The sequence below is a fragment of the Fictibacillus sp. 26RED30 genome (assembly GCF_015903845.1).
GTDB classification, from domain to species: domain Bacteria; phylum Bacillota; class Bacilli; order Bacillales; family Fictibacillaceae; genus Fictibacillus; species Fictibacillus phosphorivorans.
Genome location: NZ_JACZDV010000001.1, coordinates 2,006,995 through 2,033,181 on the forward strand (window position 1 = coordinate 2,006,995; position 26,187 = coordinate 2,033,181).

General features: G+C 36.8%; 32 protein-coding genes. 11 read left to right on the plus strand and 21 right to left on the minus strand.

Annotated features, from left to right (window positions below; all coding sequences use genetic code 11):
• Positions 1–48: 48 nt before the first annotated feature.
• The 4 genes from IHV11_RS10255 to wecB are packed head-to-tail and all read right to left on the minus strand — an operon-like array spanning position 49 to position 3,797.
• Positions 49–918 (minus strand): NAD-dependent epimerase/dehydratase family protein, encoded by an 870-nt coding sequence (locus IHV11_RS10255; protein ID WP_197194536.1) that lies wholly within the window; start codon positions 916–918, stop codon positions 49–51.
• Positions 915–1,721, minus strand: coding sequence for a dTDP-4-dehydrorhamnose reductase family protein (locus IHV11_RS10260; protein ID WP_370568669.1), 807 nt, complete (start codon positions 1,719–1,721; stop codon positions 915–917). Before IHV11_RS10260 ends, IHV11_RS10255 begins: the two co-directional genes overlap by 4 nt.
• Before the next feature lie 5 nt (positions 1,722–1,726).
• Positions 1,727–2,713, minus strand: coding sequence for a polysaccharide biosynthesis protein (locus IHV11_RS10265; RefSeq protein ID WP_197127556.1), 987 nt, complete (start codon positions 2,711–2,713; stop codon positions 1,727–1,729).
• Positions 2,706–3,797, minus strand: a complete 1,092-nt coding sequence (gene wecB, locus IHV11_RS10270; protein WP_197194538.1) for a non-hydrolyzing UDP-N-acetylglucosamine 2-epimerase — start codon at positions 3,795–3,797, stop codon at positions 2,706–2,708. The genes IHV11_RS10265 and wecB overlap by 8 nt, the downstream gene beginning before the upstream one ends.
• Before the next feature lie 179 nt (positions 3,798–3,976).
• On the opposite strand from wecB, the gene IHV11_RS10275 reads away from it, so the two are divergent.
• Positions 3,977–5,035, plus strand: coding sequence for a glycosyltransferase family 4 protein (locus IHV11_RS10275; protein WP_197194539.1), 1,059 nt, complete (start codon positions 3,977–3,979; stop codon positions 5,033–5,035).
• An 18-nt stretch (positions 5,036–5,053) separates the two neighbouring features.
• On the opposite strand, the gene IHV11_RS10280 is transcribed toward IHV11_RS10275, so the two are convergent.
• From IHV11_RS10280 to IHV11_RS10295, 4 genes are all read right to left on the minus strand, one after another.
• Positions 5,054–5,773 (minus strand): glycosyltransferase, encoded by a 720-nt coding sequence (locus IHV11_RS10280; protein WP_197194540.1) that lies wholly within the window; start codon positions 5,771–5,773, stop codon positions 5,054–5,056.
• Positions 5,774–5,775: 2 nt separating this feature from the next.
• Complete coding sequence (locus tag IHV11_RS10285; RefSeq protein ID WP_197194541.1) at positions 5,776–6,699, minus strand: glycosyltransferase; 924 nt, start codon at positions 6,697–6,699, stop codon at positions 5,776–5,778.
• Positions 6,700–6,760: 61 nt separating this feature from the next.
• Positions 6,761–6,970, minus strand: coding sequence for a hypothetical protein (locus IHV11_RS10290; protein WP_197194542.1), 210 nt, complete (start codon positions 6,968–6,970; stop codon positions 6,761–6,763).
• Between the two features lie 31 nt (positions 6,971–7,001).
• The gene (locus IHV11_RS10295; protein ID WP_197194543.1) at positions 7,002–7,235 is read right to left on the minus strand and encodes a hypothetical protein; all 234 of its coding nucleotides are present in this window, start codon (positions 7,233–7,235) and stop codon (positions 7,002–7,004) included.
• 274 nt (positions 7,236–7,509) lie between these two features.
• Here IHV11_RS10295 and IHV11_RS10300 point away from each other — a divergent pair, with 274 nt between their 5' ends.
• The gene (locus tag IHV11_RS10300; protein ID WP_197194544.1) at positions 7,510–7,890 is read left to right on the plus strand and encodes a hypothetical protein; all 381 of its coding nucleotides are present in this window, start codon (positions 7,510–7,512) and stop codon (positions 7,888–7,890) included.
• Positions 7,891–8,003: 113 nt separating this feature from the next.
• On the opposite strand, the gene fabI is transcribed toward IHV11_RS10300, so the two are convergent.
• From fabI to IHV11_RS10315, 3 genes are all read right to left on the minus strand, one after another.
• Positions 8,004–8,783, minus strand: a complete 780-nt coding sequence (fabI, locus tag IHV11_RS10305; protein WP_066393169.1) for an enoyl-ACP reductase FabI — start codon at positions 8,781–8,783, stop codon at positions 8,004–8,006.
• Positions 8,784–8,884: 101 nt separating this feature from the next.
• Positions 8,885–9,031, minus strand: a complete 147-nt coding sequence (locus IHV11_RS10310) for a hypothetical protein (protein WP_197127548.1) — start codon at positions 9,029–9,031, stop codon at positions 8,885–8,887.
• Positions 9,032–9,154: 123 nt separating this feature from the next.
• A complete protein-coding gene (locus IHV11_RS10315; protein ID WP_197194545.1) occupies positions 9,155–10,999 on the minus strand; it encodes a monovalent cation:proton antiporter family protein in 1,845 nt (614 codons plus the stop codon).
• Between the two features lie 149 nt (positions 11,000–11,148).
• On the opposite strand from IHV11_RS10315, the gene IHV11_RS10320 reads away from it, so the two are divergent.
• Together IHV11_RS10320 and prpE are read left to right on the plus strand one after the other, a co-directional pair.
• Complete coding sequence (locus tag IHV11_RS10320) at positions 11,149–12,306, plus strand: FtsW/RodA/SpoVE family cell cycle protein (RefSeq protein ID WP_197127546.1); 1,158 nt, start codon at positions 11,149–11,151, stop codon at positions 12,304–12,306.
• A 67-nt stretch (positions 12,307–12,373) separates the two neighbouring features.
• Positions 12,374–13,114 carry a bis(5'-nucleosyl)-tetraphosphatase PrpE gene (gene prpE, locus IHV11_RS10325; protein ID WP_197191261.1) on the plus strand — a complete coding sequence of 247 codons (741 nt, stop codon included), beginning with the start codon at positions 12,374–12,376 and terminating at the stop codon, positions 13,112–13,114.
• A 60-nt stretch (positions 13,115–13,174) separates the two neighbouring features.
• Here prpE and IHV11_RS10330 read toward each other — a convergent pair whose 3' ends face one another.
• The 4 genes from IHV11_RS10330 to IHV11_RS10345 are packed head-to-tail and all read right to left on the minus strand — an operon-like array spanning position 13,175 to position 15,924.
• Positions 13,175–14,071, minus strand: coding sequence for an RluA family pseudouridine synthase (locus IHV11_RS10330; protein ID WP_197194546.1), 897 nt, complete (start codon positions 14,069–14,071; stop codon positions 13,175–13,177).
• Position 14,072: 1 nt separating this feature from the next.
• Positions 14,073–14,867, minus strand: a complete 795-nt coding sequence (locus tag IHV11_RS10335; RefSeq protein ID WP_191754855.1) for an NAD kinase — start codon at positions 14,865–14,867, stop codon at positions 14,073–14,075.
• A gap of 14 nt (positions 14,868–14,881) precedes the next feature.
• Positions 14,882–15,529, minus strand: coding sequence for a GTP pyrophosphokinase (locus IHV11_RS10340; RefSeq protein WP_305069356.1), 648 nt, complete (start codon positions 15,527–15,529; stop codon positions 14,882–14,884).
• Positions 15,526–15,924 (minus strand): hypothetical protein, encoded by a 399-nt coding sequence (locus IHV11_RS10345; protein ID WP_197194547.1) that lies wholly within the window; start codon positions 15,922–15,924, stop codon positions 15,526–15,528. Before IHV11_RS10345 ends, IHV11_RS10340 begins: the two co-directional genes overlap by 4 nt.
• A 126-nt stretch (positions 15,925–16,050) precedes the next feature.
• On the opposite strand from IHV11_RS10345, the gene IHV11_RS10350 reads away from it, so the two are divergent.
• The 5 genes from IHV11_RS10350 to IHV11_RS10370 all read left to right on the plus strand — a co-directional run bounded on the left by IHV11_RS10350 (position 16,051) and on the right by IHV11_RS10370 (position 19,230).
• The gene (locus tag IHV11_RS10350; protein WP_197194548.1) at positions 16,051–16,632 is read left to right on the plus strand and encodes a CYTH domain-containing protein; all 582 of its coding nucleotides are present in this window, start codon (positions 16,051–16,053) and stop codon (positions 16,630–16,632) included.
• 28 nt (positions 16,633–16,660) lie between these two features.
• A complete protein-coding gene (locus IHV11_RS10355) occupies positions 16,661–17,332 on the plus strand; it encodes a lytic transglycosylase domain-containing protein (RefSeq protein ID WP_231620223.1) in 672 nt (223 codons plus the stop codon).
• 166 nt (positions 17,333–17,498) lie between these two features.
• Positions 17,499–17,912: a globin gene (locus IHV11_RS10360; RefSeq protein ID WP_197127540.1), complete on the plus strand. Its 414-nt coding sequence runs from the start codon at positions 17,499–17,501 to the stop codon at positions 17,910–17,912.
• Positions 17,896–18,798 (plus strand): ClpXP adapter SpxH family protein, encoded by a 903-nt coding sequence (locus IHV11_RS10365; protein ID WP_197194549.1) that lies wholly within the window; start codon positions 17,896–17,898, stop codon positions 18,796–18,798. Before IHV11_RS10360 ends, IHV11_RS10365 begins: the two co-directional genes overlap by 17 nt.
• Before the next feature lie 255 nt (positions 18,799–19,053).
• The gene (locus IHV11_RS10370) at positions 19,054–19,230 is read left to right on the plus strand and encodes a hypothetical protein (protein ID WP_197127538.1); all 177 of its coding nucleotides are present in this window, start codon (positions 19,054–19,056) and stop codon (positions 19,228–19,230) included.
• Between the two features lie 50 nt (positions 19,231–19,280).
• Here IHV11_RS10370 and pepF read toward each other — a convergent pair whose 3' ends face one another.
• From pepF to mecA, 3 genes are all read right to left on the minus strand, one after another.
• Positions 19,281–21,098 carry an oligoendopeptidase F gene (gene pepF, locus IHV11_RS10375; protein ID WP_197194550.1) on the minus strand — a complete coding sequence of 606 codons (1,818 nt, stop codon included), beginning with the start codon at positions 21,096–21,098 and terminating at the stop codon, positions 19,281–19,283.
• 96 nt (positions 21,099–21,194) lie between these two features.
• Entirely contained in the window at positions 21,195–22,367 is a 1,173-nt protein-coding gene (locus tag IHV11_RS10380; RefSeq protein WP_197194551.1) for a competence protein CoiA, read from the minus strand.
• Positions 22,368–22,523: 156 nt separating this feature from the next.
• Positions 22,524–23,192 (minus strand): adaptor protein MecA, encoded by a 669-nt coding sequence (mecA, locus tag IHV11_RS10385; protein ID WP_197127535.1) that lies wholly within the window; start codon positions 23,190–23,192, stop codon positions 22,524–22,526.
• Between the two features lie 323 nt (positions 23,193–23,515).
• On the opposite strand from mecA, the gene IHV11_RS10390 reads away from it, so the two are divergent.
• Positions 23,516–24,184, plus strand: a complete 669-nt coding sequence (locus IHV11_RS10390) for a TerC family protein (RefSeq protein ID WP_197194552.1) — start codon at positions 23,516–23,518, stop codon at positions 24,182–24,184.
• A gap of 93 nt (positions 24,185–24,277) precedes the next feature.
• Here IHV11_RS10390 and spxA read toward each other — a convergent pair whose 3' ends face one another.
• The 3 genes from spxA to IHV11_RS10400 all read right to left on the minus strand — a co-directional run bounded on the left by spxA (position 24,278) and on the right by IHV11_RS10400 (position 25,840).
• A complete protein-coding gene (spxA, locus tag IHV11_RS10395) occupies positions 24,278–24,676 on the minus strand; it encodes a transcriptional regulator SpxA (protein WP_066245987.1) in 399 nt (132 codons plus the stop codon).
• 380 nt (positions 24,677–25,056) lie between these two features.
• On the minus strand, positions 25,057–25,191 hold the full coding sequence (locus IHV11_RS21385) for a hypothetical protein (protein WP_255520066.1): 135 nt from the start codon (positions 25,189–25,191) through the stop codon (positions 25,057–25,059).
• A 34-nt stretch (positions 25,192–25,225) separates the two neighbouring features.
• Positions 25,226–25,840, minus strand: a complete 615-nt coding sequence (locus IHV11_RS10400) for a GNAT family N-acetyltransferase (RefSeq protein ID WP_197194553.1) — start codon at positions 25,838–25,840, stop codon at positions 25,226–25,228.
• A 130-nt stretch (positions 25,841–25,970) separates the two neighbouring features.
• On the opposite strand from IHV11_RS10400, the gene IHV11_RS10405 reads away from it, so the two are divergent.
• Positions 25,971–26,150: a hypothetical protein gene (locus tag IHV11_RS10405; protein WP_144701128.1), complete on the plus strand. Its 180-nt coding sequence runs from the start codon at positions 25,971–25,973 to the stop codon at positions 26,148–26,150.
• Positions 26,151–26,187 lie beyond the last annotated feature (37 nt).

Below are 26,187 nucleotides of genomic sequence, written 5' to 3' on the forward strand. Positions count from 1 at the left end.
GCGTCCCCATGAATGAGGGACGCTTTTTTAGTGTATTAACTTGTTACATTACCTGATTGATCTGTAAAATGTAAGAGTTTGCTGTATCGAAATTTCTAATGGGTATTTTTTCTGCCAATGGAGTTCTTGTAAGAGTTTTGAATCCATGACATTGGGACTTTTTTCTGGAGAAGCGGCTGTCTCTAACAAAGTCAGTTTTTCTTTCGTAAACGTTTGAAAGATATCAGCTATCTCTAACAGTGTTGTCATCTTTCCTGATCCTATTTCGTAGGTCTTATTATGATGGCCTTTCTTCAACAGAACTTCATAAGCAGATATCGCATCTCTTACATCTAAGAACTCTCGCTTGTTTCCAAGATGACTGATATTAATAGCACTTACATCACCAGTATTCTCCCTGTGGATAATACGCTTTGCTAAAAAAGAAACGAAACCAGGTGATGTGCCTGGTCCGATTAAATTACATGGTTTTGCTACCATAACTTGAAGATCAAACAGATGCGTCCAGTCCATCACTAGGTTTTGTTGAAGCTGTTTACTCACTCCATACGGATGATCCTTTCCCGAAAGTGCTGAGGTAACAATTACTGTTCGGCACGATGGGACTGATGAACGAATAGCTTCAAGTAAATAAAGTGTTCCTAGAACATTTGCTTCAATCGTCGAGATCGGGTCTTCCCATGAATGAGGTACAGAATTCACACCTGCCAAATGAAGGCAGAAGTTTGGTTTATGCTTGTTTAGGATTTCCGAAATACTTGCTTTGTTTAAAAGATCACATGTTTCTGCATGCACCTTCGAAATAGAAAAGGAACTTCTTGAAATGCCTATTACTTCATATCCTTTATCCACAAAGTACTGACAGGCATGAAGCCCTGTAAATCCAGTTGCACCTGTTATTACGATCTTTTTTTTCATTTCAACCAATCTTTTAAATCTTGTACCTGTTTTTCATAAGATGCGACCTTAAATGTAGAATCTGTCCTTGTGTTAAAGAGTGTTCGATCTAATCGTGGCTCGGTATGCGGGTAAATTTCAACATCATCCTTCTGATAGATATCCTTGATAATCTTTAAAAGTTCATACTTTGAAAGAACTTCTGGAGCGGTTAAATGATAAAGACCTGTTATTGGATTAGTGGTGGTATGATCAATAAATTTAGCAAGTTCTAATGTTGTAACACCGTTCCATTTCACATGAGTAAAACCTTTAATGATTCCCTTTTGCTGAATAAACCAATTAAAAAGGCCGATACCATTTTTTAACTCGGGACCAATAATAGATGTTCGAATCGTTAGATGAGGTTCTGTTTTTATTTCTCCAAGCTGTTTAGTTTTAGCATACATCGATAATCCATCTGGTACCGATTCTTCATTGTAATTACCTTGATGTCCACTAAACACGCAATCTGTACTAATGTGGATCAACTTGCCTCCATACCCATTGAGTTGTTTAGCTAATTCGTGTGGAAGTAAGCTATTTACAAGGATTGCGTCTCTTTGATGGATGGCAGCATATTCGTTTAATAGACCGATGCCATTAATAATAAGATCTGGTTTATGATGCTGAACAACTTCTGCAATCTGCGTTAGATTCGTTGCATCCAGCTGGATATGGCCCTCCGTTCCATCTCTAGAAGTCAGAAGGAGCTCATGTGTTGTCTTTGTTTTGAAATAGGAGGCGATCATATGACCAGCCATCCCATTCGCCCCTAAAATCATGATCTTCAAGACAGAAATCCACCTTCAACGAGCATCTGATGAATCTCTTTTTTCGTCATTAAATCCGTCTCAGAACTATAACTTTCAAGCTCTACTTTATCGAAAGATGCATAGTGTTCATTCAATCCATCTATATCAATAGTAGGTAGAATTACAAAGTATTCATTATCAAAAAGGACTGTCGTTGTACTTTCATATTCAGATAACAGGATTTCATGAAGCTTCTCTCCTGGACGTTTTCCAAGTTCGATCATCTTTACCCCTTTTTCTCCTGAAGCATCAATAAGAACTTGTGCTAGATCTGTAATCTTGCACGTAGGCATCTTCATAACAAAGATCTCACCACCTACACTTTCATAAGTGGCTTTAAATAATAGACTGATCGCTTCTTCTAAAGTTAAGAAGAAACGTGTCATCTCAAAGTCAGTAATGCCCACTTGTCCTTTGTTCTTAATCTGACTTTTAAACACGTGAATAACGCTGCCATTCGTACCTAAAACATTCCCACCTCTTACACATACAAATCTTGTATGTTTGCTCAAAAGGTTTGCATGAATGATTAACTTTTCACCGATCGCTTTCGTCATTCCGTAAAGATTAGAAGGGTTCGCTGCTTTGTCAGTTGAAATATAGATCACTTTCGTCACCTTATGATGAATGGCTGTTTCGATTACATTTTGTGTTCCTTGAATATTACTTTTTAGTGCTTCATAAGGTTGAAGCTCACAGATCGGCACATGCTTTAATGCTGCAAGATGATAGATATAATCTATGCCTTCGCTCGCTCTCATCAAGGAATCTTTATCTCTGATATCACCAATCATAAAGGTAAGCTTGGGATTATAATCAAACTGTCTTTGCATAGCTACTTGACTTGCTTCATTACGCGAGAGAACGATTATTTCTTTCGGTTCTTTTGGCAGAAGCTGTTTGACTAGCTCATGACCCCAAGACCCCGTTCCCCCCGTAATTAAAATTCTTTTATTAAACAATACTATTTCCTCCTAAAATAAACTTTACGACTCGATCTGAAACATCTAAATCTCCATAGCCTTCGGGAATGGACCATTGCTTCTTTTGATTTGTCATTACTTTTACTGAAGCCAAAATCTGTTCTGCTGAAACACCCGATACACAATTGCTGCCGCACTCAACGGTTTCTGGCCGCTCGGTACTATTTCTCATCGTTACAGTCGGCACTTGAAATAAACAACATTCCTCTTGAACGGTTCCGCTATCTGTTAGTGCACAAAATGCGTGCTTTTCTAACTTTACGAAATCAAAGAATCCAAATGGTTCATGAAATTGTACGAATGGGTTCATCTGTACTGTGCTGCTTTCTAGAATCCTTGACTTTGTGCGTGGGTGGATAGAGCAGATGATCGGCATTTTAAAATGTTCTGCAACTAAATTTAAACCTGTCAATATCTCTTTTAAATGAACGTGATTGTCCACGTTTTCAGCACGATGGGCTGTGACTAACATATACTTTCCTTTTGAAACATTTAATTTTTCTAGAATTCTGCTATTATCAATCTGTTCTGCAAATTGAGTTAACACTTCATAGATCGGGTTACCTGAAACCATGATTCGGTTAACAGGAACACCTTCTCTTATTAAGTTTTCTCTGCTGTATTTTGTATATGGCAGATTAAAGGTAGAGATGGCGTCAATTACTTTTCTGTTTTTCTCTTCTGGTACATTTAGGTCAAAACATCTGTTACCCGCTTCCATATGAACAACTGGTATGTTCAACCTTTCTGTAACGATTGAAGAAAGAGCACTGTTCGTATCACCTAGAACCAAAACTTTATCCGGCTTCTCGTGTAACAATATTTTCTCCAGCTCTGAAAACAGATGTGCAATTTGATTTCCGAAAGAAAATTGTTGTCTCATTAAAATATAGTCTGGCTTTCTAAGTTGAAACTCTTGGAAAAACACGTCATTTAATGAAGGTGTGAAGTTTTGACCTGTGTGAATCAAAACATGTTGATCTGCTAATTGATCTAGTTTTTTGATGATCAAACTTAGCCGTATGATCTCCGGACGTGTTCCAAGAATAGTTACTATTTTCAATGAAACTCTCCTTCCATAATTAAAATTAATACTTTATATTAAACTATGATTGTATTCCCAATGTGGACTAGACCCCTACCCTGTACAAACAAAAAAAGGCACCCCTTCAGAGTGAGTGTTTAGAACATCTTTTCTATGAATTCATACAATGGCTTATAGAATTTAAAAGGAGCTACCGTATGATCACAGCTAAAATTTTGTTTGTTTTTTATTTACCTAGCGGCGGCATGGAAACATTGAACCGTCAACGCTGTAAAGCCCTTAAGAACCACGGCATCGACTGTCATCTTCTCTACCTTCAGAATGGTACAGGCATGCAGAACATTTCTGAGATTACTACTTATATCACAAATAATGATGAAGAGATTAAAAGAATAATAATGGATGACTTTGATGCCATCTTCGTTTGCTCAGACATTAACTTACTTCAGCGTATAAGAAAGCTTGGGTTTGCAGGTAAACTTATATATGAGGTGCAAGGGTTAGGTAGTTACCAAAACGCTGAAAAAATTCTGCTTCAGGCAAAGCCGAACGTGGAAACATATTCTAACGGAATCCTTTTTCCAAATACACCTCATCTAATCAACTTGATTCATGCCTACTATCCTTCCACACCTAAATATTGCTTTCATAATTGTTTTGATAAAGATGAATTTTGTTATGTTTCAATGGAAAAACCGAGCTTTCCGATCGTTGGCTGGGTTGGGAGAATTGAAGAGAATAAAAATTGGAAAGATTATTTAGAGTTTTCCTTTCGCTTCTTAAAGCATAGACCTGACACTCAATTTTGGATGTTCATAGACGATACACTAGGCGATCAAAAGGAGCGAATGAAGTTTAATAGACTGGTGACTCAGATGGGGTTAAGCACTTCATTAAAGCTGCATGCGAACATCCCTCATAAACAGATGGCCAACTTCTTTTCCATGATCGGGGATTCTGGAGGATTCTTATTATCCACTTCTAAAGTAGAAGGATTCGGGTACGCAGTCATTGAGGCGATGAGCTGCAGATGCCCTGTACTCTCTTCTGATTCAGATGGTGTAAAGGCATTCATAACTCATAATTCAACGGGGAAATTTTATACGAATGAAAGAATAGCTACAGCCATTCCAGAGGCATTGGAACTTGTTGATAATGCTGAAGTAAGAGTAGGAATCATTAATCAAGCATACAACCATTTAAATATTTTTAACTTGGATACGTATGCTAGAGAATTCATAAATATATTAAAATAAAAAAGCCATTATGGCTTTTTATTTTATTTGTAAATGGTTAATTATGATTTGGTTTATAGCAATTCTGTGCTTGAGAGATACATGTTTGACTTCACGTTTGATAGTTCTTTGGTGAATGAGCGATCCCATGTTTTTATGGACTCGATAGTGGGTCAACGGTTGATTTAAATGATAAAATTTCTTATCCGAACTAATAACTCTCAGCCATAAATCATAGTCCTGTGTATGGGGTAATTGCTCATCAAAGTATCCAATGCTTTTAATGAGATCCATTTTCATCATCACTGTACAGCCATTAATTACACAACCTCTTCTCATTACCTTTAGAAACGATAAATAATCAGTTGTATCAAAACCTAGTGTAGCACTCGTCACCTCATTTTTTTCATTTATCAGCCTAAAATTGGTACTGCTTATGCATGCCCCTACTTCTTTCATATACTCTAGCTGTAATGCCACTTTATTGGGAAGGAAAACATCATCGGAACTCAGCCAGCAGAAATATTCTCCAGTTGCAGCTTCTAGACCCGCGTTTAAAGCACTCGCAGTACCACCATTTTTTTTAGTAATAATAGTTACCTTATCTTTGTATTCTATTAAATTATCCTTGTGTAGAAAAGATCCATCATCAACTAAAATTATTTCTATATTAGAATGTGTCTGATTTATAGCACTTTCAATTGCATTAGTAACAAAAGGACAGTTAAAAAACGGGATTACAATAGAAATTTTTTCCATATTCACCTACTCCTATCTATCACAATTTTAATCTGATTGATTAGTTCGTTTGCTCTAATTTTAGTAGTATGCCTTGAATGAATAAGCTTGTATCCGTTCAAAGCAATTCTTTTTCTTTCATTTTCATTCATTAAATAATAATTTATCTTTTCTTTATAATTATTTTTATCGATTTCAACAAAAGTTTCATTATCTATAAATCCAAGTTCGGAAAGTTCTTTTGAACCTGGTGCTAATAGTAGTGTGTTGCATGCTAGGACTTCAAAATACTTTAGTAAAGGATATTTAAAGATCGAATGACAGGTTACAAATATTTTGGAACGGTTAATTTCTTTTGCATATCCGATGCCTGTAATAATATCTTTTTCATTAATTCCGATTTGACGATAACCTGGATGCCGATATGTTTTGAAACCTTTCATCATATTTAGTTCCTTGAGCATAGCACTTCGCATTGGATATAAATGTTCAAATTCCGCACCAACCATTAGCACATCGATATTTTTAACTAATTCATGATCTTTAAATACCTCTTCGTTTACATGATGTGGAAACCAGTACATGCTTTGTTCACACGATGGAAAAAGCTTTAAGAATGCCTCTTTATAATGTGGAAGAAGAATTTTAAAACAAGAGTTTTGCATCAATTTGCTCCGATACTTTGGTTTATAGTGTAGATCATGAACAATCATCCCAGAAGGAATATCTAACTTATCAATGCCATGAATGATCGGACTATAATGTTTATGAATATCATTAAATAAAATAAAATCCGGTTTCGATTGCACATGAGAAAGAATATACTGTATAGATGCATCTTGGTTCCATATTTCTACATCAATACTTTTTTTCATTTCTTCCATTAAGTAATGACTGCTCTTTTCAATAAATTGACTTGTGTCTTTCGAAATAAATAATACTTTCAATGAACTCTAAAGCTCCTTTTTAAGAATAAAAGACTCCATGAAATCATGGAGTCTAAAACACTTATATTTCTAATCCAACGATATCGTTCGTACGGATAATAAACGTTCCTGCTGCACCAGAACCAGCTCCAACGAATACAACATGGTCTGTTTGAATTTCAGAAATAGTTACACCAAACAAATTCGTCTCTTCACAACGCGTATATACTTGCGTGAATACAGTGTTTGCCGCTAAATAAAGCTCTAAACGATTTCTTAAAAGTAATGCCAAAGTCAGCACCCCCCTTTACTATAGATAGATATTAAACTGCTGGATCGTCAATTGTTACAATCTTGTCAATTGGTACTAAGAAACGAGCTGCACCTTGCGCTAAAACAATGAAATCAGCTTGAACTTCAACTACAGTTACATTCGCTAAGTTTGGTAAACCATCTGCAAATTGCGGGTCTAGTACATAGACAAGATCTAATGATGTCGCAGCTCTCGCAGCTTGAATCAATCTTGCTCTTAAGTTTTGTGTTCCAAAAATCGCCATATAAATCTTTCTCCCTTCAGGAATAAAACAAGCCAGCTAAAATTTGTACTAGCTTTATATATAGATATGAAATATTACAACTTGTGCATAGATGAATCGACTAGTAAAGCGCGGAAATTTTGAAAGTTTATAAGAAAGGGCTAAGACCTATTTATAGAAGATTGGGCATTAACTAGGTACATGTCTCATGCAAATACTAGCCTGCTTTAATATAGTATATTAACCCTGATGAAACGGTCAGGTACATGTATCTAATCTATAAGGAGGCAATTTAATGTCTAGCCTATTTAAAGGATCTTGCTGTGGCGGAAATGGAGAAGCTGCAGGTGGATCACGGTCAAGAAACAAGTCTTGTGTATGTGAGTTGTTAAATAACATCGCAAACACAAACGGTAATTTCTGCAGCATGGCTGCTCAGCAACGACTTCTAATCGTATTGAAAGGTGCTTCTACACCTCTTTCTCTTGGTGGAGAAACTACACCTACTATCTTTACATTAGTTCGTTTTGACGAAGACAGCAGCTGTGCAGTATTCTCTTACTTGGATGCAACGACTGCGTTAAACCAAACGTTTGTAATCGACTGTCGCTGCATTTGTGGTATCGTATGCGTACCACAAACTACTAACGGAAACGGCGCAGGAGCTCTAGGTTAATAGAGACTGCAATTACCAAACGGTTTACCTTCCCATTGAGAGCAAGGTAAAACGTCAAAAAAACCCCTACGGAGCCCATTGTGAGCCTTCGAAGGGGTTTTTTATCAATTTAATTATCTCGCAATCGTGTTGTATCCACTATCTACGTGAAGAATCTCACCCGTAATCCCGCGAGCCAAATCACTCATCAAGAACAAAGCTGCATCTCCTACTTCTTCCTGCGTATTTGCTTTGCGGAGAGGAGATTTTTCTTCGATCTCTTTTAGTACAGAGTTAAAGTCTCCGATTCCTTTTGCAGCAAGGGTACGGATCGGTCCTGCTGAAATAGCGTTAACGCGAATTCCGTCTTTCCCAACATCACTTGCTAGATACTTTACACTGGCGTCTAGTGAAGCTTTTGCCACACCCATAACGTTGTAGTTGGAAACTACTCTTTCTCCTCCAAGATACGTTAACGTTACGATGCTTCCGCCTTCTGTCATAAGAGGTCGAGCTTCTTTTACTACAGCAGTCAATGAATACGATGAAATATTATGAGCAAGAAGAAAACCTTCACGCGTTGTGTTCAAGTACTCACCTTTTAATTCTTCTGTGTTGGCAAAAGCGATACAATGAGCGAGTCCATGGATTACGCCAACTTCTTCTTTTAATGTAGCAAAAGTCTTCTTAATTTCTTCATCATTTGTAATATCACAAGGAAGGACGATTGAATCATTTCTTCCTAGTGACTCTGCTAGATCTCGAACATTCTTCTCTAATCTTTCGCCTGCATATGTAAATACTAGGCGGGCACCTGCGTTTGAAAGAGATTGTGCAATTCCCCAAGCAATACTTCTCTTATTTGCAACACCCATTACGACAAACGTTTTGTTTTCTAATGATAGCTGATACATATAAAGCTTCCTCCCCATCAATCTGTTCATTTTATTTATTAGTAATTGTTATTAGTACCAAGTCCTAATTAGTATAACAGAAGTAGAGAGGATTTACACTATTAACCTTTACTCGTCTGAATATCTTTCACTTCAAAACCGCATGAATCACAGCGATAGATCACATTTTGATTCGATTGAGCGATTAAGACTTCTCCATTAAGAGCATGTTCTTTTCCGCATTTTGGACAATGAACAACTGGCATCATATCATTTCAACTCCCTATATTTTATCGTTACGCTTAGCATGCTCATTTTTATAGTAATTTAGGACTTATCTTTTTATAGGCAACCAAAAAGCACTGACTTTCTAAAAGTCAGTGCTTTTTGAGTTAACCTAATATTTGTCTCATCTGCAGCACTTGTTGCTTACTTCCCGTCACAACCATTTTATCTCCTAATAAAATCTCGGTGTCACCGTGCGGAACGATTGACTCTTTTCCTCGGTAGATACGAACGATAATGCTATCCCCAAGAAAAGGAAAGTTTCTTAAAGCTGTTCTGTGGTAAGCACTGTTTTCGACAAGAATTTCATTCAGACTATTATCTGAAGTTGTAAGGATATCCACTACCGCAGGATTTTCTATTAACGCTTTTAGTAACACTTGAGAAGAAAAGTAAACAGAGTATACTTCAATCCCTTTGTCTTTAAGTGCATCCCTCTTTAGTGGATCCTCAATACGAGCAACAACTCGTTCCACCCCTTCCTCTTTTGCAATCAGAGCAAGGTTTTCATTTGTTTCATCGCTTCCTGTTGCTAATACAATAATATCTGTATCAAAAACATTTGCCTGCATTAATGTTGTCGTTTCGTAATCATCAAGCTCTTGTATTTTAAAGCTATCCAGTTGTTTTTGGTCTTTTTCTTCTTGTTTCGTGTGATATAGTCGATATTCAAAACGAGTTTGATCAAGCTCTGTCGTTAACGGCAGTGTAAATTGATTGGCACCAACAAATACAAGTTGTTCTTTACCCGCTTCCGCTTCCTCTTTTTTCGGAAACAGTTTTTTAAAGAATATAGGTGTAATGATTGCGCTAATAACAGCCGTTAAGATTAATGCTGATGATGTTCGAGCATCAATTACATTGATTCGTTCTCCAATTTTAGCAGCAGCGATCACCAGCGACAGTGTAGAAGTTAATAAGAACCCTGCAGCCGTTACCGTTTTCCAGTCATACCACTTTCGAAGGTACAAAATAGGCAAAAACTTAGAAATAAGCAACGCGATCAATAATAACGGTATCAGTGCTAATGCTTTAGGATCAGCAAATATCGAACGAATATCCAGTTCAACCCCTACCATTACAAAAAAGATAGGAATTAGAAATCCATATCCAAAAGAATCGAGTTTATGAACCAGTTGTTTATTGGGTGAAAGTAGAGAAACGAGAACCCCAGCTAAGAAAGCTCCTAATATGTTCTCTGCCCCAACCGATTCAGAAAGTCCGACCAAAACGATGATTAAAGTAAAGACAGCCCGTGTATCTAGCTGTATCGTTCCTTTTGACATCGTGTCGAGAAATGATCTATGTCTCATTTGTTTCCCGACAAAATATAATAGAACTCCTGCGGCAAAAAGGATAAGTAACAGCCACATTCTGCTTGGATCTCCTGATTCCATTGAAACAAAGAGAGCAAGTAAAATCATGGTTACAAGATCAGCAATTACCGCAACTAATAAGATGATTTGACCAATGGTTGTCTTTGATAACTTTTCTTCTTTTAATGTTGGGACAACTACTCCTAGTGAGATGGTTGAGATAACAAGCGTCATAAAGAACGCACTTTCTGTAAAGCCACCCCAAACAAAAAGAAGAGATAATCCGTATGACAGGATCAGTATGAAAAGAAAAATGATGCTTGAAACGAATAAACGATTCGGTTCTTTCTTCTCTGCTTTCTTTTTCTTAGAATTGGACTCGCCTGCAAAGATACTAAAATCAATTTCTAGACCACTTAAAAACATTAAGAAAATAAAGCCGAGTACGGATAAGATTTCAAGCCATGCGTCAGAATGGACGACATCCAAGCCGCTCTTTCCTAGAATAATACCTACAATGATTTCCGCTACAACAACAGGTATTACTCGCAGCCTAAATTTGTTTAGCAGAATAGGAACGAAAAATGCTGTAAGAATGACTAATACTAATGAAGTAAACGATGCATGTTCTTCCATAAAACCTCCGTCGTTTCTTTATATTATTGGTTTACTATAGTAAAGCAGAAAAAGAAATGTCAAACGATTATACTCAAAATGATTTGCAAACACTTTATTTTTAGGTAAGATAATACATGTTATTGTTTTACTTTAAGGAGTCGATCCACATGCAGAATAACCACAAGTCACCATGGCAGCAACTCGATTACAATCTTTTGTTTCTTTTGTTCTTAATGGTCATCACGAGCTGTGTTGCCATCTATAGCGCGCAGATGATGGATCAATACGGCAGCAACTTCGTCATAAAGCAGCTCGTTTGGTACGTTATCGGTGGAATTGCTGTAGTCGGTGTTATGGTATTAGATTTTGATCAGTTTAGAAAATTATCTTGGTACGTATATGGGTTCGGTATCCTGTTACTGCTTGGTATTCTAGTCGCTCCTGAGAGCATCGTTCCAAATATCAATGGTGCGCAGAGCTGGTACAGATTTGGTCCTTTCGCCTTGCAGCCTTCAGAACTTGTAAAAGTGGCTCTAGTCATAGCCATCGCCAATACAATTGCTACTCACAATGAAAAGTATATTGTTCGCACATTGCATGAAGACCTGTTATTGCTTGGTAAAATTGCGTTAATTGCTGGTTTCCCTACACTGCTTGTCCTTATGCAGCCTGACCTAGGTACGAGTCTTGTATTTATGGCGATCACAGGAAGTCTTTTATTAGTATCCGGAATTAGATGGAGAATTATTGTTATCCTTATTCTTTCCTTTATCTTGTTCATATCAATCCTAGTTTGGATATATTTTACCTTTCCACAATTTTTTGTGGATCATATTCTCGATCAGTATCAGCTTAATCGCTTCTACGCTTGGCTGGAACCGTATGAACATAAAGATGCGGGATATCATACAAGAAACGCACTACTCGCGATCGGCAGCGGAATGCTTTTTGGAAAAGGTTTCACAGAAGGTTCTGTTTATTTGCCAGAAGCACAAACTGATTTTATTTTCTCGATCATCGGTGAAGAATTTGGTTTCTTCGGAACAAGTATCGTTATTTCTCTATTCTTCTTGATGGTTTACAGAATGATCAATACCGCTCTTGAGAGTAATGAAGCTTTTGGAAGTTACTTATGTGCAGGAGTAATTGGTATGCTTACTTTCCAAGTGTTCCAGAACATTGGAATGAACATTCAAGTTATGCCGATCACAGGTATTCCCCTACCGTTCATCAGTTATGGAGGAAGTTCGATACTCGCATACATGATTGCCTTTGGGCTCGTATTAAACGTTCGATCGAGAACGACTAAATATATGTTTGAATAGCACCTGATATTTATCAGGTGTTTTTCTTTTGACTTTGAAGTATCCTAATGTTTATGAGGTGATGGACATGAAATATGATATTATCGGTGACATTCATGGATGTTTTAAGGAATACGAAGAACTTGTAACGAAGCTGGGATACCAATGGAATAACAACCTTCCTGTACATAAAGACAACCGAAAACTCGTATTTTTAGGTGACTTGATGGATCGTGGCCCAGAATCAATAAAAGTAATGGAACATGTATATGAACTTGTACAAAATGATCTAGCCCTATACTCACCAGGCAATCATTGTAACAAGCTGTATCGATACTTTTTAGGACGCAACGTTCAGATTAAACATGGACTCGAAACAACTGTTGCAGAACTTAACGCGCTCAATCCTGTTGAAAGACAAAAAGTCAGAGATCATTTTTGTACCCTTTACGAAAGTGCTCCTCTTTATCTGCATCTCGATCACGGTAAGTTAGTCGTTGCTCATGCAGGAATACGAGAAGATTATGTTGGCCAAACTCATGATAAAGTAAAAACATTCGTTCTATATGGAGATATAACAGGGAAGTCAAACCCTGATGGAACCCCCGTAAGAAGAGATTGGGCAAGAAATCACTCTGGAAAAATCACCATCGTTTATGGACATACACCTGTTGAAGAAGTGCGTCATATTCAAAATACGTGGAATATAGATACAGGATGCGTCTTCGGTGGTAAGCTTAGCGCCCTTCGTTATCCTGAAATGGAGACAATTAGCGTACCGTCAGCCATGCCATATGTTCCTGAAAAGTTTCGGTCTTTTCACGATTAAAAAAGAGGAGTGCCGAGCCTATGGGCAACACTCCTCTTTTAACGTTTTAGCGCGTATTTATCATTGATTCCATAGATTTTTCATGTCTAAAGGTAAATCAGCTTTTAACGTAATGAGCTTCTCTGAAAATGGATGGATAAATGAGGTTTTCTCACTATGTAAAGCCTGTCGTTGAATCAGTTCTAATGAACCACCATATAAGTCATCTCCAAGTAGAGGGTGACCGATTGAAGACATATGTACTCTGATTTGGTGTGTTCTGCCTGTTTCTAATCGTAATGAGACAACGGTAAAGTTTGTTCCTTCCACATAATCTATTGTTTCATAATGAGTGATTGATCGCTGGCCATCTCCACTTACCATTCTTTCAATAATACTCTCTGGATTTCTTGCGATTGGACGATCCACCGTTCCTCTTTCATCCTTTAACTCTCCGTGAACAAATGCAATATATTCCCTCTTTATCACTTTATCTTTTTGCTGTTTAGACATGAGCGAATGGGCGAATCGGTGTTTCGCTATTAATACAATACCTGATGTATCTTTGTCTAAGCGGTTTACCGCATGAAATGTACCCGGGATATCATGTTGCTGATAATAGTATAAAACGGCTGAAGCTAGTGACCCGTTTGGCTGATAACGCGAAGGAATCGTTGGCATTCCAGCTGGTTTATGAACAGCAATAAAATGTTGATCTTCAAAAATAATGTCTAATGGTATATCTTCCGCTTCCATTGAAGAGCTTTTTGTTTCTGGAGGAAACCATACTGTGACCTCATCACCACCATTAAGAGCGGTTCTGACTGTTACTTCTTTTTTGTTAACAAAAAGAGCGCCGCCGTGAAACTTAATATCGGTCAGCGCTGCTTTGGAAATCTGTTTGTTTTTTAAATACTCCCGTAAAAGAGTGGGAGCTTCTTCATTTTGCACATACCATGTAATTGTAAATTTATTCATATTAATCTCCGACGAATGATTCTTTAACTCTTTTCCAGAATGGAAAAGGACGAAAACGAGCAAAACGAATTTTCTCTTCAGCTACTCGATATTGTATCGACTTCACTTTTTTCTGAACTAAGAATCGATGGTCAATCGTTATATGAAAATCTACATCGTTTACTGGTTTCAATATACAAGTATGATGCTGCGGAAGAACGAGCGGCGAGCCTATCGTTCGGAATACACGATTGTTGATAGATGCCATTTCTGATAATTGAATAGATGCAAGAGACGGGTGGATGATCGCTCCACCTAATGCTTTATTGTAAGCCGTACTTCCTGAAGGAGTTGAAATACAAAGACCATCGCCTCTGAACGTTTCAAATTTTTCTCCTTTGATCTCAACATCCATAACGAGGGATCCTTCAACACTTTTCACCGTACATTCGTTAACAGCTAAATATCTTTTTTCATCTAAACCATCAATATATCTTACTGTAACTTCAAGTAATGGATATTCAACAATTTGAAAAGGTGTTTTTGCGATATGTATAACGAGCTTTTCCACCTCTTCAGGCAGCCAGTCTGCAAAAAAGCCAAGGTGACCGGTATGAACACCAACAAAAGCAGTCTTGTCTATGCGATGCACATAATGATGGAATGCATGAAGCAAAGTTCCATCTCCACCTACTGTTATTACAATCTCTGGTTCTTTTTCTTCATAAACCAGTTCAAATTCTTCCAAATATGCCCGGATTTTTTCCGTTAAAATATTTGATTTGTTATCTCCTTTTGATACGATGGCAAATTTCATTCTCTCTCCATCCTTTATGATCCTAAATTAGTTTCATTGGATTTATCATTGCGTTCCAAAAACACAAGCTGAGCTTCTTGAATTTCCCCTTTGATCTGAGACATCTCTTCATCTAGTCTATTTGCAGCTTCTGCAGCTCTTTGCAACCTTTGACGGATATCTTCAGGAATTTGTCCCTGGTACTTATAGTTCATAGAATGTTCGATTGTAGCCCAAAAATTCATAGCCAGTGTGCGGACTTGAACTTCCACAAGAATCTTCTTTTCTCCATCTAATACTTGAACGGGATACTCAATAACGATGTGGTACGAACGATAACCGCTTGGTTTTTTATGTGTAATATAGTCGCGTTCTTCAACAATCGTAAAATCATTGCGCTGCCTAAGAAGATTGATCACTGTCTTAATATCATCAGTAAACTGACACATGATTCGAAGTCCCGCTAAATCTTGAATTTCCGTTTCTAGATGTAGATCGGGAATGTTTTTTTGATAAGCTTTGTTCACGATTGACTTAATGGGTTTCACTCTTCCCGTAACGAACTCAATCGGACAATGCTGATTTGACTTTTCAAATTGCTCCCGCATACCTCTAAATTTTATTTTAAGCTCATCAACTGCTTGCTTGTACGGAATTAATAGCGCTTCCCAGTCCATGCTCATTGGGCTTTTTCCTCAGTTCCAAAAATCTTGATCACTTCGTCTTCCATCTGTTGACCATAATTGGCATTTCCTTGTATATTGTCTGTCAAAAAGTCCATTTCTCTAGAGAAAGCAGTAAGTTCAAGCTCTTCTCTCTTTTCATTTTGAACAACGAAAACCGCATCTTTTTGGAGTGCACTCTTCACTTCGTTCCAATGATTATTATCAATTGAGATATAAATGAATCCTTCTTCATCCTCAAGAACATAGATGAATGCTAACCCATCAGAATCTACCAGCATTCTTTCACTGTCTTTCCAGTCAGAAATTCCTTTGTTAGACTCATTTTGAACAAGCAAAATCAGCTTATTTTCATTCCATGCAGTTGACTGCACATTCAATCGTCGTGGCATCATGTTAACAACCTCCTGTTTCTTCTTGTTTAGTGTAACACAAAATAGGAGTTTAATAAGAAATTGAGATGCAGTAATCACTATGAGATAATAAGTTAACTTAAGTATAGCTACAGGGGGATAAACCAAGTGTCTCAAGAAATTGAAATTGAGTTTAAGAATTTGCTAACACAGCTTGAATTCTTAAGACTTATCGATGAGTTTGATGTTCAGCAAGAAGATTTTCATAAACAGACCAACTATTATTTTGATACCCAATACTTTGAACTTAAACACCAGAAAAGTGCTTTACGAGTTCGAACAAAAAATAACGAAAACACGCTAACGCTTAAACAAAAATTAGACAAACATATTCTTGAAACCCACCAAAATGTTTCTAATCATATTTTTGAAGAATTATTAAAAGGAGAACCGCTGCCCTCAGGAGAAGTCTCTGATCAAATTAGTAAAATGAATATTGATGTAAAGCAAATTACATATTTAGGAGAGCTCACTACATTTCGTGTTGAGTTTCCGTATAAAGATGGCCTTCTTGTTTTAGATGAAAATCATTATTTAGGTAAAATCGACTATGAAATAGAATACGAATCTGCCGATTATACTAGTGGACTAAATACTTTTAATGAATTGCTTTCTATTAAACAGATTCCTGTTAGAGATACAGAAAGCAAAATTGCTCGATTCTTTAATGAGAGCCGTAGAAATAAGTAAAACGTTAATCCATTTAGGAGGATATCTCTTGAATATTCAATCATATAAGGCACTTATGGAAATTCAAGCACTACAGCAGTTGAATGTAAATGCTTCGTCTTCTTCTTTCTCTAGTATGAAAAATACATCAGCAAGTCCTTTTGCAGCATTGTTGCAAGAAGCCTATTCACATGTTGGAGGAACAAGTGATCTGGAAACTAATGTTAACCCCAACTTTGGACAAACGCTTCAACCTTTCACTGCGTATACAAGTACACCTTACTCATTACCAGTAACACCAGCATTACCGACTACAAGTGAAAAGTTAAGCATACCTTCTAAAAACCTAGATGAGCTGATTGAAAACACAGCTAGGAAATTTGAAGTGGATCCTAACCTTATTCGTTCAGTCATTAAACACGAATCTAATTTTAAAACAACTGCAGAAAGCCATGCAGGTGCTCAAGGGCTGATGCAACTGATGCCTGCAACGGCAAGGTCGTTAGGAGTTACTAACCCATTCGACCCTATACAAAACGTGGAAGCCGGAACAAAATATTTAAAGATGATGCTTGATAAATATGATGGCAATCAGAAACTTGCACTTGCCGCTTATAATGCTGGTCCTGGAAACGTAGCAAAATATAATGGTATTCCCCCTTTTAAAGAAACGATTTCCTACGTTAATAAAATTATGAATACGTATCAATCACTCGTATAACCCTCTAATTCTGAGGGTTTTTTTATTGGATTCGTTACTCCGTTTTATAGCGGCATTACGGAGATCTACAAACTTACGAACATCCTTCTCTATTCATATTGTTTGCTTACTATTCATGAACCTTGCTACAATAAAATTACAAATTGACGCAAGGAGCTTTTGGACCATGTTTGACGAATCAAAAACACCATATGATCTGTTAGGAGAAAAGGAAGGTATTGAAAAACTTGTTACTACTTTTTACAATCTAGTCAGTCAAGATTCATTGCTTTCTCCACTTTTTCCTGACGACTTAACAGAGACTGCCTATAAACAAACACAATTTTTAAGCCAGTTTTTTGGCGGGCCGCCACTATATACTGAGGAACATGGACATCCTATGCTTAGAGCGCGTCACATGCCTTTTCCCATAACAAATGTGCACGCAAAAGCATGGATAGCCTGTATGGAAAAAGCGATGACGATTCAAAAAATAGAACCTGAATTGCAAAACATACTGTTAAGCCGATTAAAAATGACTGCTTTTCATATGGTTAATACGGAGGATTCAGAAAGGGGCGAGAATGCTGACACTGTATAATTCCAATTCCTTTTATGACGAACAAGAGAACAACAAAAACCATGCCTGTCAAAAGCCATTGGAAATCTATTCTGTCATCGATCCGCTATGCCCAGAATGCTGGTCATTAGAGCCTGTTATTAAAAAATTACAAGTCCAATACGGCCACTATTTCACATTACGCCATTTTGTTAGTGGCAGCCTGGAATCACTCAATACGTACGTACCTCGAAAAAAGGGAATTAACACCGCTGAACAAATTGCTGAGAAGTGGGAAAAAACAGCTTCCCTTTCTGGTATGAGCTGTGATGGAGATGTATGGTTGGAAAACCCCATTTCTGCCCCTCATAAAGCAACGCTAGCTATTAAAGCTGCTGAGTTACAAGGAAAGCAGCAAGGAATGAAGTTCTTAAGAAAGCTCAGAGAAAATTTATTCTTAAACAAACAAAACATTGGAAACGATGACGTATTATTAGATATAGCTCGCTCTGTTAACTTAGACGAAGATGAATTTTTAAGTGATCTTTCATCTGAAGCTACGATTAAAGCTCTTCGCTGTGATTTGAAATTTTCACAAGAAATGGATGTTACTCAAATCCCAACACTCATTGTTTTTAATGACAAAACAGATGATGATGGAATTAAAATATCTGGCTGTTATTCCTATGATGTTTATGTGCAGATCCTTAAAGAAATGACTGAGGTTCCATTGGAGCCTGCACCGCTTCCTGAATTAGAAGACTTTCTTTCTTCTTACTCATTTGTAGCAACAAAAGAGGTTTCAGTTGTATATCAGATTAGTTGTGAAGAAGCAGAAAAGAGATTAAAACGTCTCGTATTGCAGCAAAAGGTTGAACGAGTCCCTGTAAAGTACGGAACATTTTGGAGATACCTCCCCAACCGCTGATCATGTTCAGCGGTTTTTTTTTATTTGAGTTACTTTTGCTTGTCGAGATGAACGAGCCACTTCCTCATTTCAGACTGATCGCTCGATCCATATAGGAGTCGGCAACCTTGCGCTTTAATCAACTTGCATAGGAAGAGAAATGAAAAATACCTAGAGGAGAGCAACAGTTTGTAGAGAAGAGCCTTTAATATTCGGACACGCTTTGCATATCCTTCCTCTACATGAATAAACATGTACAAAGGGAGGGAGAATTTTATGTATTTGATTATGATTTTGGTGAGTTTACTTTCACTTGCAGGGAGTTTTTATTTCTTTGTGCTCTCTCTGTTAAACATGGCACCAAAAATTTTAGCGATTCCAGGACTCTTTATCGCCGTACTTTTAACAACACTGTGTTATAACTACCGATCAAAACTAAGAAGAATAGGCTAGAACAAACATAACAAAATCCTGCCCAGAGTTCTGGACAGGATTTTTTGTGTTTACTTCTCAAAAAGCAGTTCTTCCATCTCATCAAGAATGGATTCAAAAACTTTAAGAGCATTTTCAATTGGTTCTGGTGTAGTCATATCCACACCAGCTTTTTTCAATACTTCGATCGGATAATCAGAGCTTCCTGCTTTTAAGAAATCTAGGTAACGATCAACAGCTGGTTTTCCTTCATCTAATATCTGTTTAGACAAGGAAGCTGCCGCGCTAAATCCAGTTGCGTATTGATAAACATAGAAATTGTAATAGAAATGAGGAATTCTAGCCCACTCTAGACCAATCTCTTTATCAATCACTAGATCATCACCGAAATATTTAACATTTAGATCGTAATAGATCTTCGTTAATAGTTCTGGCGTTAGCGGCTCACCATTCGCTGCCCGAACATGAATCTCTTGTTCGAATTCTGCAAACATCGTCTGACGGAAAACAGTACCTCTAAAGCCTTCTAAATGGTGATTCAACAAGTACAACTTTTCTTTTTTATCAGATGTTTTCTCTAACATATAATGATTCAACAAAGCTTCATTACAAGTAGACGCAACCTCTGCAACAAAGATTGAGTAATCCGCATAAGGATAAGGTTGATTCTCACGTGTGTAGTAACTATGAACAGAATGTCCGATCTCATGCGTGAGTGTGAACAAGTTGTTTACGTTATCTTGCCAGTTCATTAGAATATATGGCATTGTTCCATAAGCACCAGATGAATAGGCACCACTTCGTTTACCTGCGTTCTCATGTACATCTATCCAACGCTTCTCATAGCCCTCTTTTACGATCTCTTTATACTCATCGCCCATCGGATCTAAACTGTCTAATACTAGCTGCTGAGCCTCTTTAAAGCTCACTTCCATTTTTGCATCTTTTACAAGTGGCGTATAAAGATCATACATATGAAGTTCATCAAGTCCAAGCGCTTTTTTACGCAAACGAACATAACGATGCAATAATCCAAGGTTATCATTTACTGTCTTTACTAAATTATCATAAACTGCTTCAGGAATATTATTGTTGTTCAATGCTGCTTCACGAGCTGAACTAAACTTTCTAGTTTTTGCAAAGAAATTATCTCGCTTTACCGTTCCTGCAAGAGTGCTTGCAAATGTATTTTTGTAAGAATCATATGTGCCATATACAGCTTTGAAAGCATCTTCTCTTACTCTACGATCTGAGCTTTCTAAAAAGCGGATATAACGTCCATGTGTTACTTCGATTTCTTCCCCGTTCTCGTCTTTAATAACCGGGAATTTAAGGTCAGCGTTATTCAGCATACCGAATGTATTGCTTGAAGTATTAGCTACTTCTCTAACATCTGCTAAGAGTGCTTCTTCTTCTTTCGAAAGTACGTGAGGACGCTGACGATTAATCTCATCTAACGCTTGTTTATATAACTTTAATGGTTCGTGACTTTGTAAGAATTGAACCAACGCGTCCTCAGATAGAGATAGAATTTCTGGTACTGCAAATGAGACTGTACTACTTACTTGAGTTGCTAAGTTCGAAGCACGGTCATTCAAACCTTGGTACATGGAGTTCGTTGTATCTTGATCGTATCTCATATGAGCATATGTATAAAGTTTACCAAGCTTTTTCGTTACTTCGTCTTGTTTTTGAAGATATGAAAAAAGGGTTTCCGCCGATTCTCCAAGTTTTCCTTGAAAAGATTTTAGTTCAGGCAACAGGTTTTTCGTTTCATTGAATTCTTTTTCCCATACATCATCTGACGCATATATTGCTTCTAAATCCCACGTATCTGAAACAGGGACTTCATTACGTTTTGGCAATGATTTCATTTTAGTTTGAGACATACATACACCTCCAAGTAAATTAAAGAGAATAGTAGGAATACTTTCTCCTCATGTATATCTACATATTACCAGAAAATGCTTAAGCAAAGTCAAAAATTACAACTTTTCACTGAAAATTTCGTCTAGTTTAAACGCCTCATCCAACGTTTTTGGATAGTGAACACGCTGCAGCTTTCTAAATGTTCCTTCTGACACTTTTTCTATGAGCAGGTGGTTGACTAAAAAATCTAGGTAGCCATGGATTGCATCTTTCCAAGATTCATTAAGATAAGGAAAATCTCTATTTTGCAGAATTCGTTTATGCAGCAATCTTTGAAATTCCAAGTGTATAAAATTTAAGGAGAATAGTGAAGTCGGCAACTGTTCAATCAAGAACAGCATATACGTTTGCCACAAGTAAGATGATGTTTCGATGTGATAGTAATCTTTTGAAGGGATACCCGCAATAGAGGGAAACACAGTTAAGGAACGGTGATTAAAATATAAAACTTTTTTAAAATACATAACACTAGGAGAATTATTCTTAAAAGCCGTCATTCTCCATGTCGTTTTTTGTTTATTCCATAAAGCGTTATAATTTAAGTTATCCTGTTTTAAATTCGTAAATGTTTTTGATAAACATTGTATATCCGTGAAATTTTTCGTTGAGAACGCATGTGCATAAGCAGCAGTTTTTGTTTGTGAAAGAGGAATTATATTTCTAAGCAGCAGAAATTGTTCTTTAAGGGGACAATAGTAATTGAGATATAAGTGGCCATTGTCATCCTTTTTTGCTGCGGATAGATCAGAGCTTTGAATATAGAATAAATTTGGTCCTTTTTGCTTTATACGTTTCATACCAAAAATCCAGTCGGATTCCATGTTTAGAGACTCAAATCCTGTTATTCTTTTTCTCAGATCATTGCCTGTGACTGTTGCACATTGAAACTCAATAGCATGCTGATATTTTTCGAGAAACAAATCTGGACGCTGATGAATATCCCGTAAATAATATTCAAGAATTGGTTCTTCATCTACATTAATAAACCATTTATATAATCCTTTTTTTCCTAGCAGATGATAATCGGTTTCTCCTTCATGATATCCATTACATTCTTTAAAAGAATGATGAGCAAAATGCCATGTCTTTTTGGTTCCACATTTCGGTATGACTTTATTTTGACAGACTGGACAGCGTAAATTTCCAGACTTCTTTTTTTGATACCATTCTTCCTTCGTCGTTTCTCCAACCATATCAACATACTGATCATTAAAAAGAGCGACTAACAATCCGTCTCACCTCCATAATCATCATGATGAACGAAGATTGTAGAAACTTCACATCTTCACTTTCTCTAATCGGTTATGAATCTCTATCATTTTTGTTCAAAACTTCTTATAAAAAAAACAAAAACCGATTTCAAAATAGCTGAAATCGGTGATCTCTTATAATTTAAAATATTGTTGTACGTGATCTAATGCCTCTTCTGCGACAATCGTCTTTCCATACTCTTGTATGCGGTAAACAGATAGATCAGAGTCGTTACCGTATTCCAATAGTTGGGCTAGTAGGTCGTCTTGTTCTCGATCTGAAGTTTCTACATTAAATGTCACATACAAATAATATTTACCCTCGAAATGAAACAGCGAATTCTCAAAAGACGAAGAATCAATGGTATGACTTAAAGAGATAACATCTTCAAAATCTCCAAAAGAAATGAGGAAGGATAAATAGTCTTCTTCTGTTTCTTCTAATTCATCAAAGTCTTCTTCCGCTTGAAACTGTTGATCCAATATTTGTTCAATATTTTGATCAACCGGTAAATCCAATTTATCATCGCCTATAGGAAGCTCAATTTTTTTTCCGTCTTTGGACATTTGAGCACGAGTTACAATAATTTCGAGACCTTTATCCAGAGCCTGAACTTGAATCCACAGTGGACCTTCTAATGGAAACTGCTCTTGCTGATGTGCTTCGTCCATCATTTCCCAAAAGAGTTCTTCTCCTCTTTCGCGATCAGACCATATTTCTTCACGATCGAAACCGCGGTCTTCAATATCTCTGTACGTAATGAAAAATTTAATGGTGAACTCATTCACTCTTTCAATTTCCATCCTGCTTCTCTCCCTTCTCTCCGGTTTGTTCGTGAAGGGATAAATACCCCTAGAAAAAAGCAAATCTTATTTCCAAATGTTCTCCGTCGAAAATTACATCAATCACAATTAAACCTCTTGTACCTTATTCTATGACAAAACGGAAAATATGGAAATAAAAAAGGCCTGTATAAACTGCCCTTTTTTGAACCTGTGCACGCGATGAATCTCAAGCTCTCAACTTGACGGAGCAGGTCAAGCTGGACTATAATTCAAAGGTCTTTAAGGTTAACATATTGTACCATAACACAAGTGAAATTTCATTATTTACGGGGGGTTTACGTTTGGAAACAGAATTTCTGATATCACTGTTGCAGATCATCGCAATTGATATCCTTCTTGGCGGAGACAACGCTATAGTAATTGCCCTTGCCAGTAGAAACTTACCAGAAGCTCAAAGAAATAAAGCTATTTTCTTAGGGACTGGACTTGCTATTGTTGTTCGTGTAGTACTAACCATTGTAGCTGTTTATTTATTAAATATTCCTTTCTTATATTTAGCAGGAGGAATTTTACTTCTAATTATTGCTTATAAGCTAATCCTAGAAGAAGATGATGAGCTTGATGTCAAAGCCGGCAAGAACTTATCTGACGCTGTAAAAACCATCGTTTTTGCTGATATTGCAATGGGACTTGATAATGTACTCGCCGTTGCTGGTGCTGCACATGGGAATATCGTTTTGGTTGTTATCGGTCTGTTAGTATCTGTTCCTATTATTATATGGGGAAGTAAAATAATATTGCACTTTATGGAAAGATTCCCTGTTTTAATTTACATTGGTGCTGGAGTACTTGCCTTTACATCAGCAGGAATGATCGTAGAAGAGCGGATGATTCATTCTGTATTTGAAGGAAATGATATACTGAAATACGGCTTATACGTATTTTTAGTTGTTGGAGTAATTCTTGCAGGAATTCTGACGAATACGTTTAAAAAGAAACGTGCAAGATAGGTAAAAAGGAAGTCCTTGCGATAGCGCACGGACTTCCTTTTTTGGAACAAAACAATAAAAAACTCCCACTATAAGATAGTGGAAGTTTTTCTATTATTCATTAACAAGACGCTGTGCTTCCATAAGCTGAAATGTACGTACACGTCTTGGTAAGAAACGACGAATTTCGTCTTCGTTATATCCAACTTGCAAACGTTTTTCATCCAAGATAATAGGTCTGCGTAATAATCCAGGATGATCTGCAATCAATTGGTATAAATCTTGCAAAGGCATGGATTCGAGATTGATGTTAAGTTCCTGGAACGTTTTAGAACGAGTAGAAATAATCTCGTCAGTACCGTCCTCTGTCATTCTCAAGATTTGTTTAACTTCTTCTATTGATAAAGGTTCTGAAAAGATATTTCTTTCTTGATAAGGAATGTCATTCTCTTTTAACCATGCTTTTGCTTTACGGCATGATGTACAGCTCGGCGAAGTAAATAGTGTGACCATAGTGGAACTCTCCTTCCCCTCTCTCTGATTTAGGTACTTTAAAAAAGTTATTAAATCATCATTAATAGTATACTACACATTTTACATTTTCGGTAGAGGTTATACAGACTTTTGTACATTTTTACGAATTTGTCATACAAATGTAATACATCTACAAATATTCTACACAACTTTTCCGTTTCAACATATATATAGACGTATTACCCAAGAATAAGTTTCATAAAACATAAAAAATAATAAGTTTTATGAATTAATATTTTGAATGTTTACTTAAGATGAGTTTAATACTAGTCTCAGTAGAAATAGAAAAAACTTAATCATTCATATAAAAAAATGAGGGCTGTTAGAAGAAAGTTTACCTTCCTTCTAACAGCCCTATCTTATGCGATCGTTTTTTTTACTTGTGAAGCAGGGCCTTTTCTAGAAATGCTTGGTTTGAATCTCTTAAGATTTTTCTTAAGCATTTCTTTCCATAGTTCTCGTTTTGTTTTTTTCTTTTTGTCCTTTTGTTTCATAACGCCTCATCCTCCTTCAAAAAGGAAAATATTATTACTCGGAAGCAGGTTTTCCTGAAGCATCTGATGACTCATCATCAACGATCTCAGGTTTAGGTACTGAATTCTCTGTATCTAAAGTTAGCACTTCACTTGCAGGCTGATAGGACTTACCGTACAATTCACTATCCTTGTACGTGTGTATTTCATTATACGTCTTTTTCATGTTTTCATAAATAGTTTCTTCAGATTCTTCTGTTGGTGTCCAATAAAGGATCTCCATCTCATTTACTTCATTCGTAGCAAGTGAACGTCTTCTATATCCAATGCTAGAGGCATGTTCAAATCCTTCACGCGTGTAGAATCGCAATCTCTTTTCTGTATCCGTATCTTCATAATCGACTGGCTCAACTTCTAAAATGATTGGTTTTCCCTTTTCTTTTAACTTTTCAATAAGCTTATGACCGAGTCCTTGCCCTCTAGCATCTTTTGACACAAATAAATAATCAATAAATACAAAGTCGGTTAATTCAACATACATCAGTACGTGATACTGACCTTCATCTTTGTGATAGATGTCACTCTTTTCGTCTAGTAATAATTCCATATGCTCTTTAGATTTCATCTCTTCAATCGGAAAATATTGATTTAACTTCTCATACCAGTTCATTTTTTCCCCATCAGCTCCTTAAATTTTTGGTGATATTATATAGTTTTCCCTCTTTCTTCCTTTGTTATCATGAGATACAATAAAGAAAGAAGTACGTGGTGAACTCGTTGCGAAAAGGAGGAGTCCTCATTTGATTTCATTCTTTACCGATTTAACGTTGCTGGCACTTTGTGTAGTTGGAATCACAGCACTCATGGGAAGCATCTCCCAATTCATTGCTGTAAAATTGTTCGGCGGTAAAAAAGTTTTTCATTTTGTGGATAAATCGAAGTCTTTTCAAGAAAACTGGAGACCTGTTAAAAGAAGATAAAATGCGAACAACCCGTGAATTTTGGGTTGTTTTTTAC

Excerpts from the sequence above, each read along its gene's own strand:
- IHV11_RS10365 (WP_197194549.1), top strand. The coding sequence starts at position 17,896 with ATGCTGACACTGTATAATTCCAATTCCTTTTATGACGAACAAGAGAAC.
- IHV11_RS10255 (WP_197194536.1), bottom strand. The coding sequence starts at position 918 with ATGAAAAAAAAGATCGTAATAACAGGTGCAACTGGATTTACAGGGCTT.
- pepF (WP_197194550.1), bottom strand. The coding sequence starts at position 21,098 with ATGTCTCAAACTAAAATGAAATCATTGCCAAAACGTAATGAAGTCCCT.
- IHV11_RS10320 (WP_197127546.1), top strand. The coding sequence starts at position 11,149 with ATGCAGAATAACCACAAGTCACCATGGCAGCAACTCGATTACAATCTT.
- IHV11_RS10300 (WP_197194544.1), top strand. The coding sequence starts at position 7,510 with ATGTCTAGCCTATTTAAAGGATCTTGCTGTGGCGGAAATGGAGAAGCT.
- IHV11_RS10280 (WP_197194540.1), bottom strand. The coding sequence starts at position 5,773 with ATGGAAAAAATTTCTATTGTAATCCCGTTTTTTAACTGTCCTTTTGTT.
- IHV11_RS10315 (WP_197194545.1), bottom strand. The coding sequence starts at position 10,999 with ATGGAAGAACATGCATCGTTTACTTCATTAGTATTAGTCATTCTTACA.
- mecA (WP_197127535.1), bottom strand. The coding sequence starts at position 23,192 with ATGGAAATTGAAAGAGTGAATGAGTTCACCATTAAATTTTTCATTACG.
- IHV11_RS10330 (WP_197194546.1), bottom strand. The coding sequence starts at position 14,071 with ATGAATAAATTTACAATTACATGGTATGTGCAAAATGAAGAAGCTCCC.
- prpE (WP_197191261.1), top strand. The coding sequence starts at position 12,374 with ATGAAATATGATATTATCGGTGACATTCATGGATGTTTTAAGGAATAC.
- IHV11_RS10310 (WP_197127548.1), bottom strand. The coding sequence starts at position 9,031 with ATGATGCCAGTTGTTCATTGTCCAAAATGCGGAAAAGAACATGCTCTT.
- IHV11_RS10335 (WP_191754855.1), bottom strand. The coding sequence starts at position 14,867 with ATGAAATTTGCCATCGTATCAAAAGGAGATAACAAATCAAATATTTTA.
- IHV11_RS10295 (WP_197194543.1), bottom strand. The coding sequence starts at position 7,235 with ATGGCGATTTTTGGAACACAAAACTTAAGAGCAAGATTGATTCAAGCT.
- IHV11_RS21385 (WP_255520066.1), bottom strand. The coding sequence starts at position 25,191 with ATGAAACAAAAGGACAAAAAGAAAAAAACAAAACGAGAACTATGGAAA.
- IHV11_RS10360 (WP_197127540.1), top strand. The coding sequence starts at position 17,499 with ATGTTTGACGAATCAAAAACACCATATGATCTGTTAGGAGAAAAGGAA.
- IHV11_RS10370 (WP_197127538.1), top strand. The coding sequence starts at position 19,054 with ATGTATTTGATTATGATTTTGGTGAGTTTACTTTCACTTGCAGGGAGT.
- IHV11_RS10340 (WP_305069356.1), bottom strand. The coding sequence starts at position 15,529 with ATGAGCATGGACTGGGAAGCGCTATTAATTCCGTACAAGCAAGCAGTT.
- IHV11_RS10400 (WP_197194553.1), bottom strand. The coding sequence starts at position 25,840 with ATGAACTGGTATGAGAAGTTAAATCAATATTTTCCGATTGAAGAGATG.
- fabI (WP_066393169.1), bottom strand. The coding sequence starts at position 8,783 with ATGTATCAGCTATCATTAGAAAACAAAACGTTTGTCGTAATGGGTGTT.
- IHV11_RS10275 (WP_197194539.1), top strand. The coding sequence starts at position 3,977 with ATGATCACAGCTAAAATTTTGTTTGTTTTTTATTTACCTAGCGGCGGC.
- IHV11_RS10345 (WP_197194547.1), bottom strand. The coding sequence starts at position 15,924 with ATGATGCCACGACGATTGAATGTGCAGTCAACTGCATGGAATGAAAAT.
- IHV11_RS10260 (WP_370568669.1), bottom strand. The coding sequence starts at position 1,721 with ATGATTTTAGGGGCGAATGGGATGGCTGGTCATATGATCGCCTCCTAT.
- spxA (WP_066245987.1), bottom strand. The coding sequence starts at position 24,676 with ATGGTCACACTATTTACTTCGCCGAGCTGTACATCATGCCGTAAAGCA.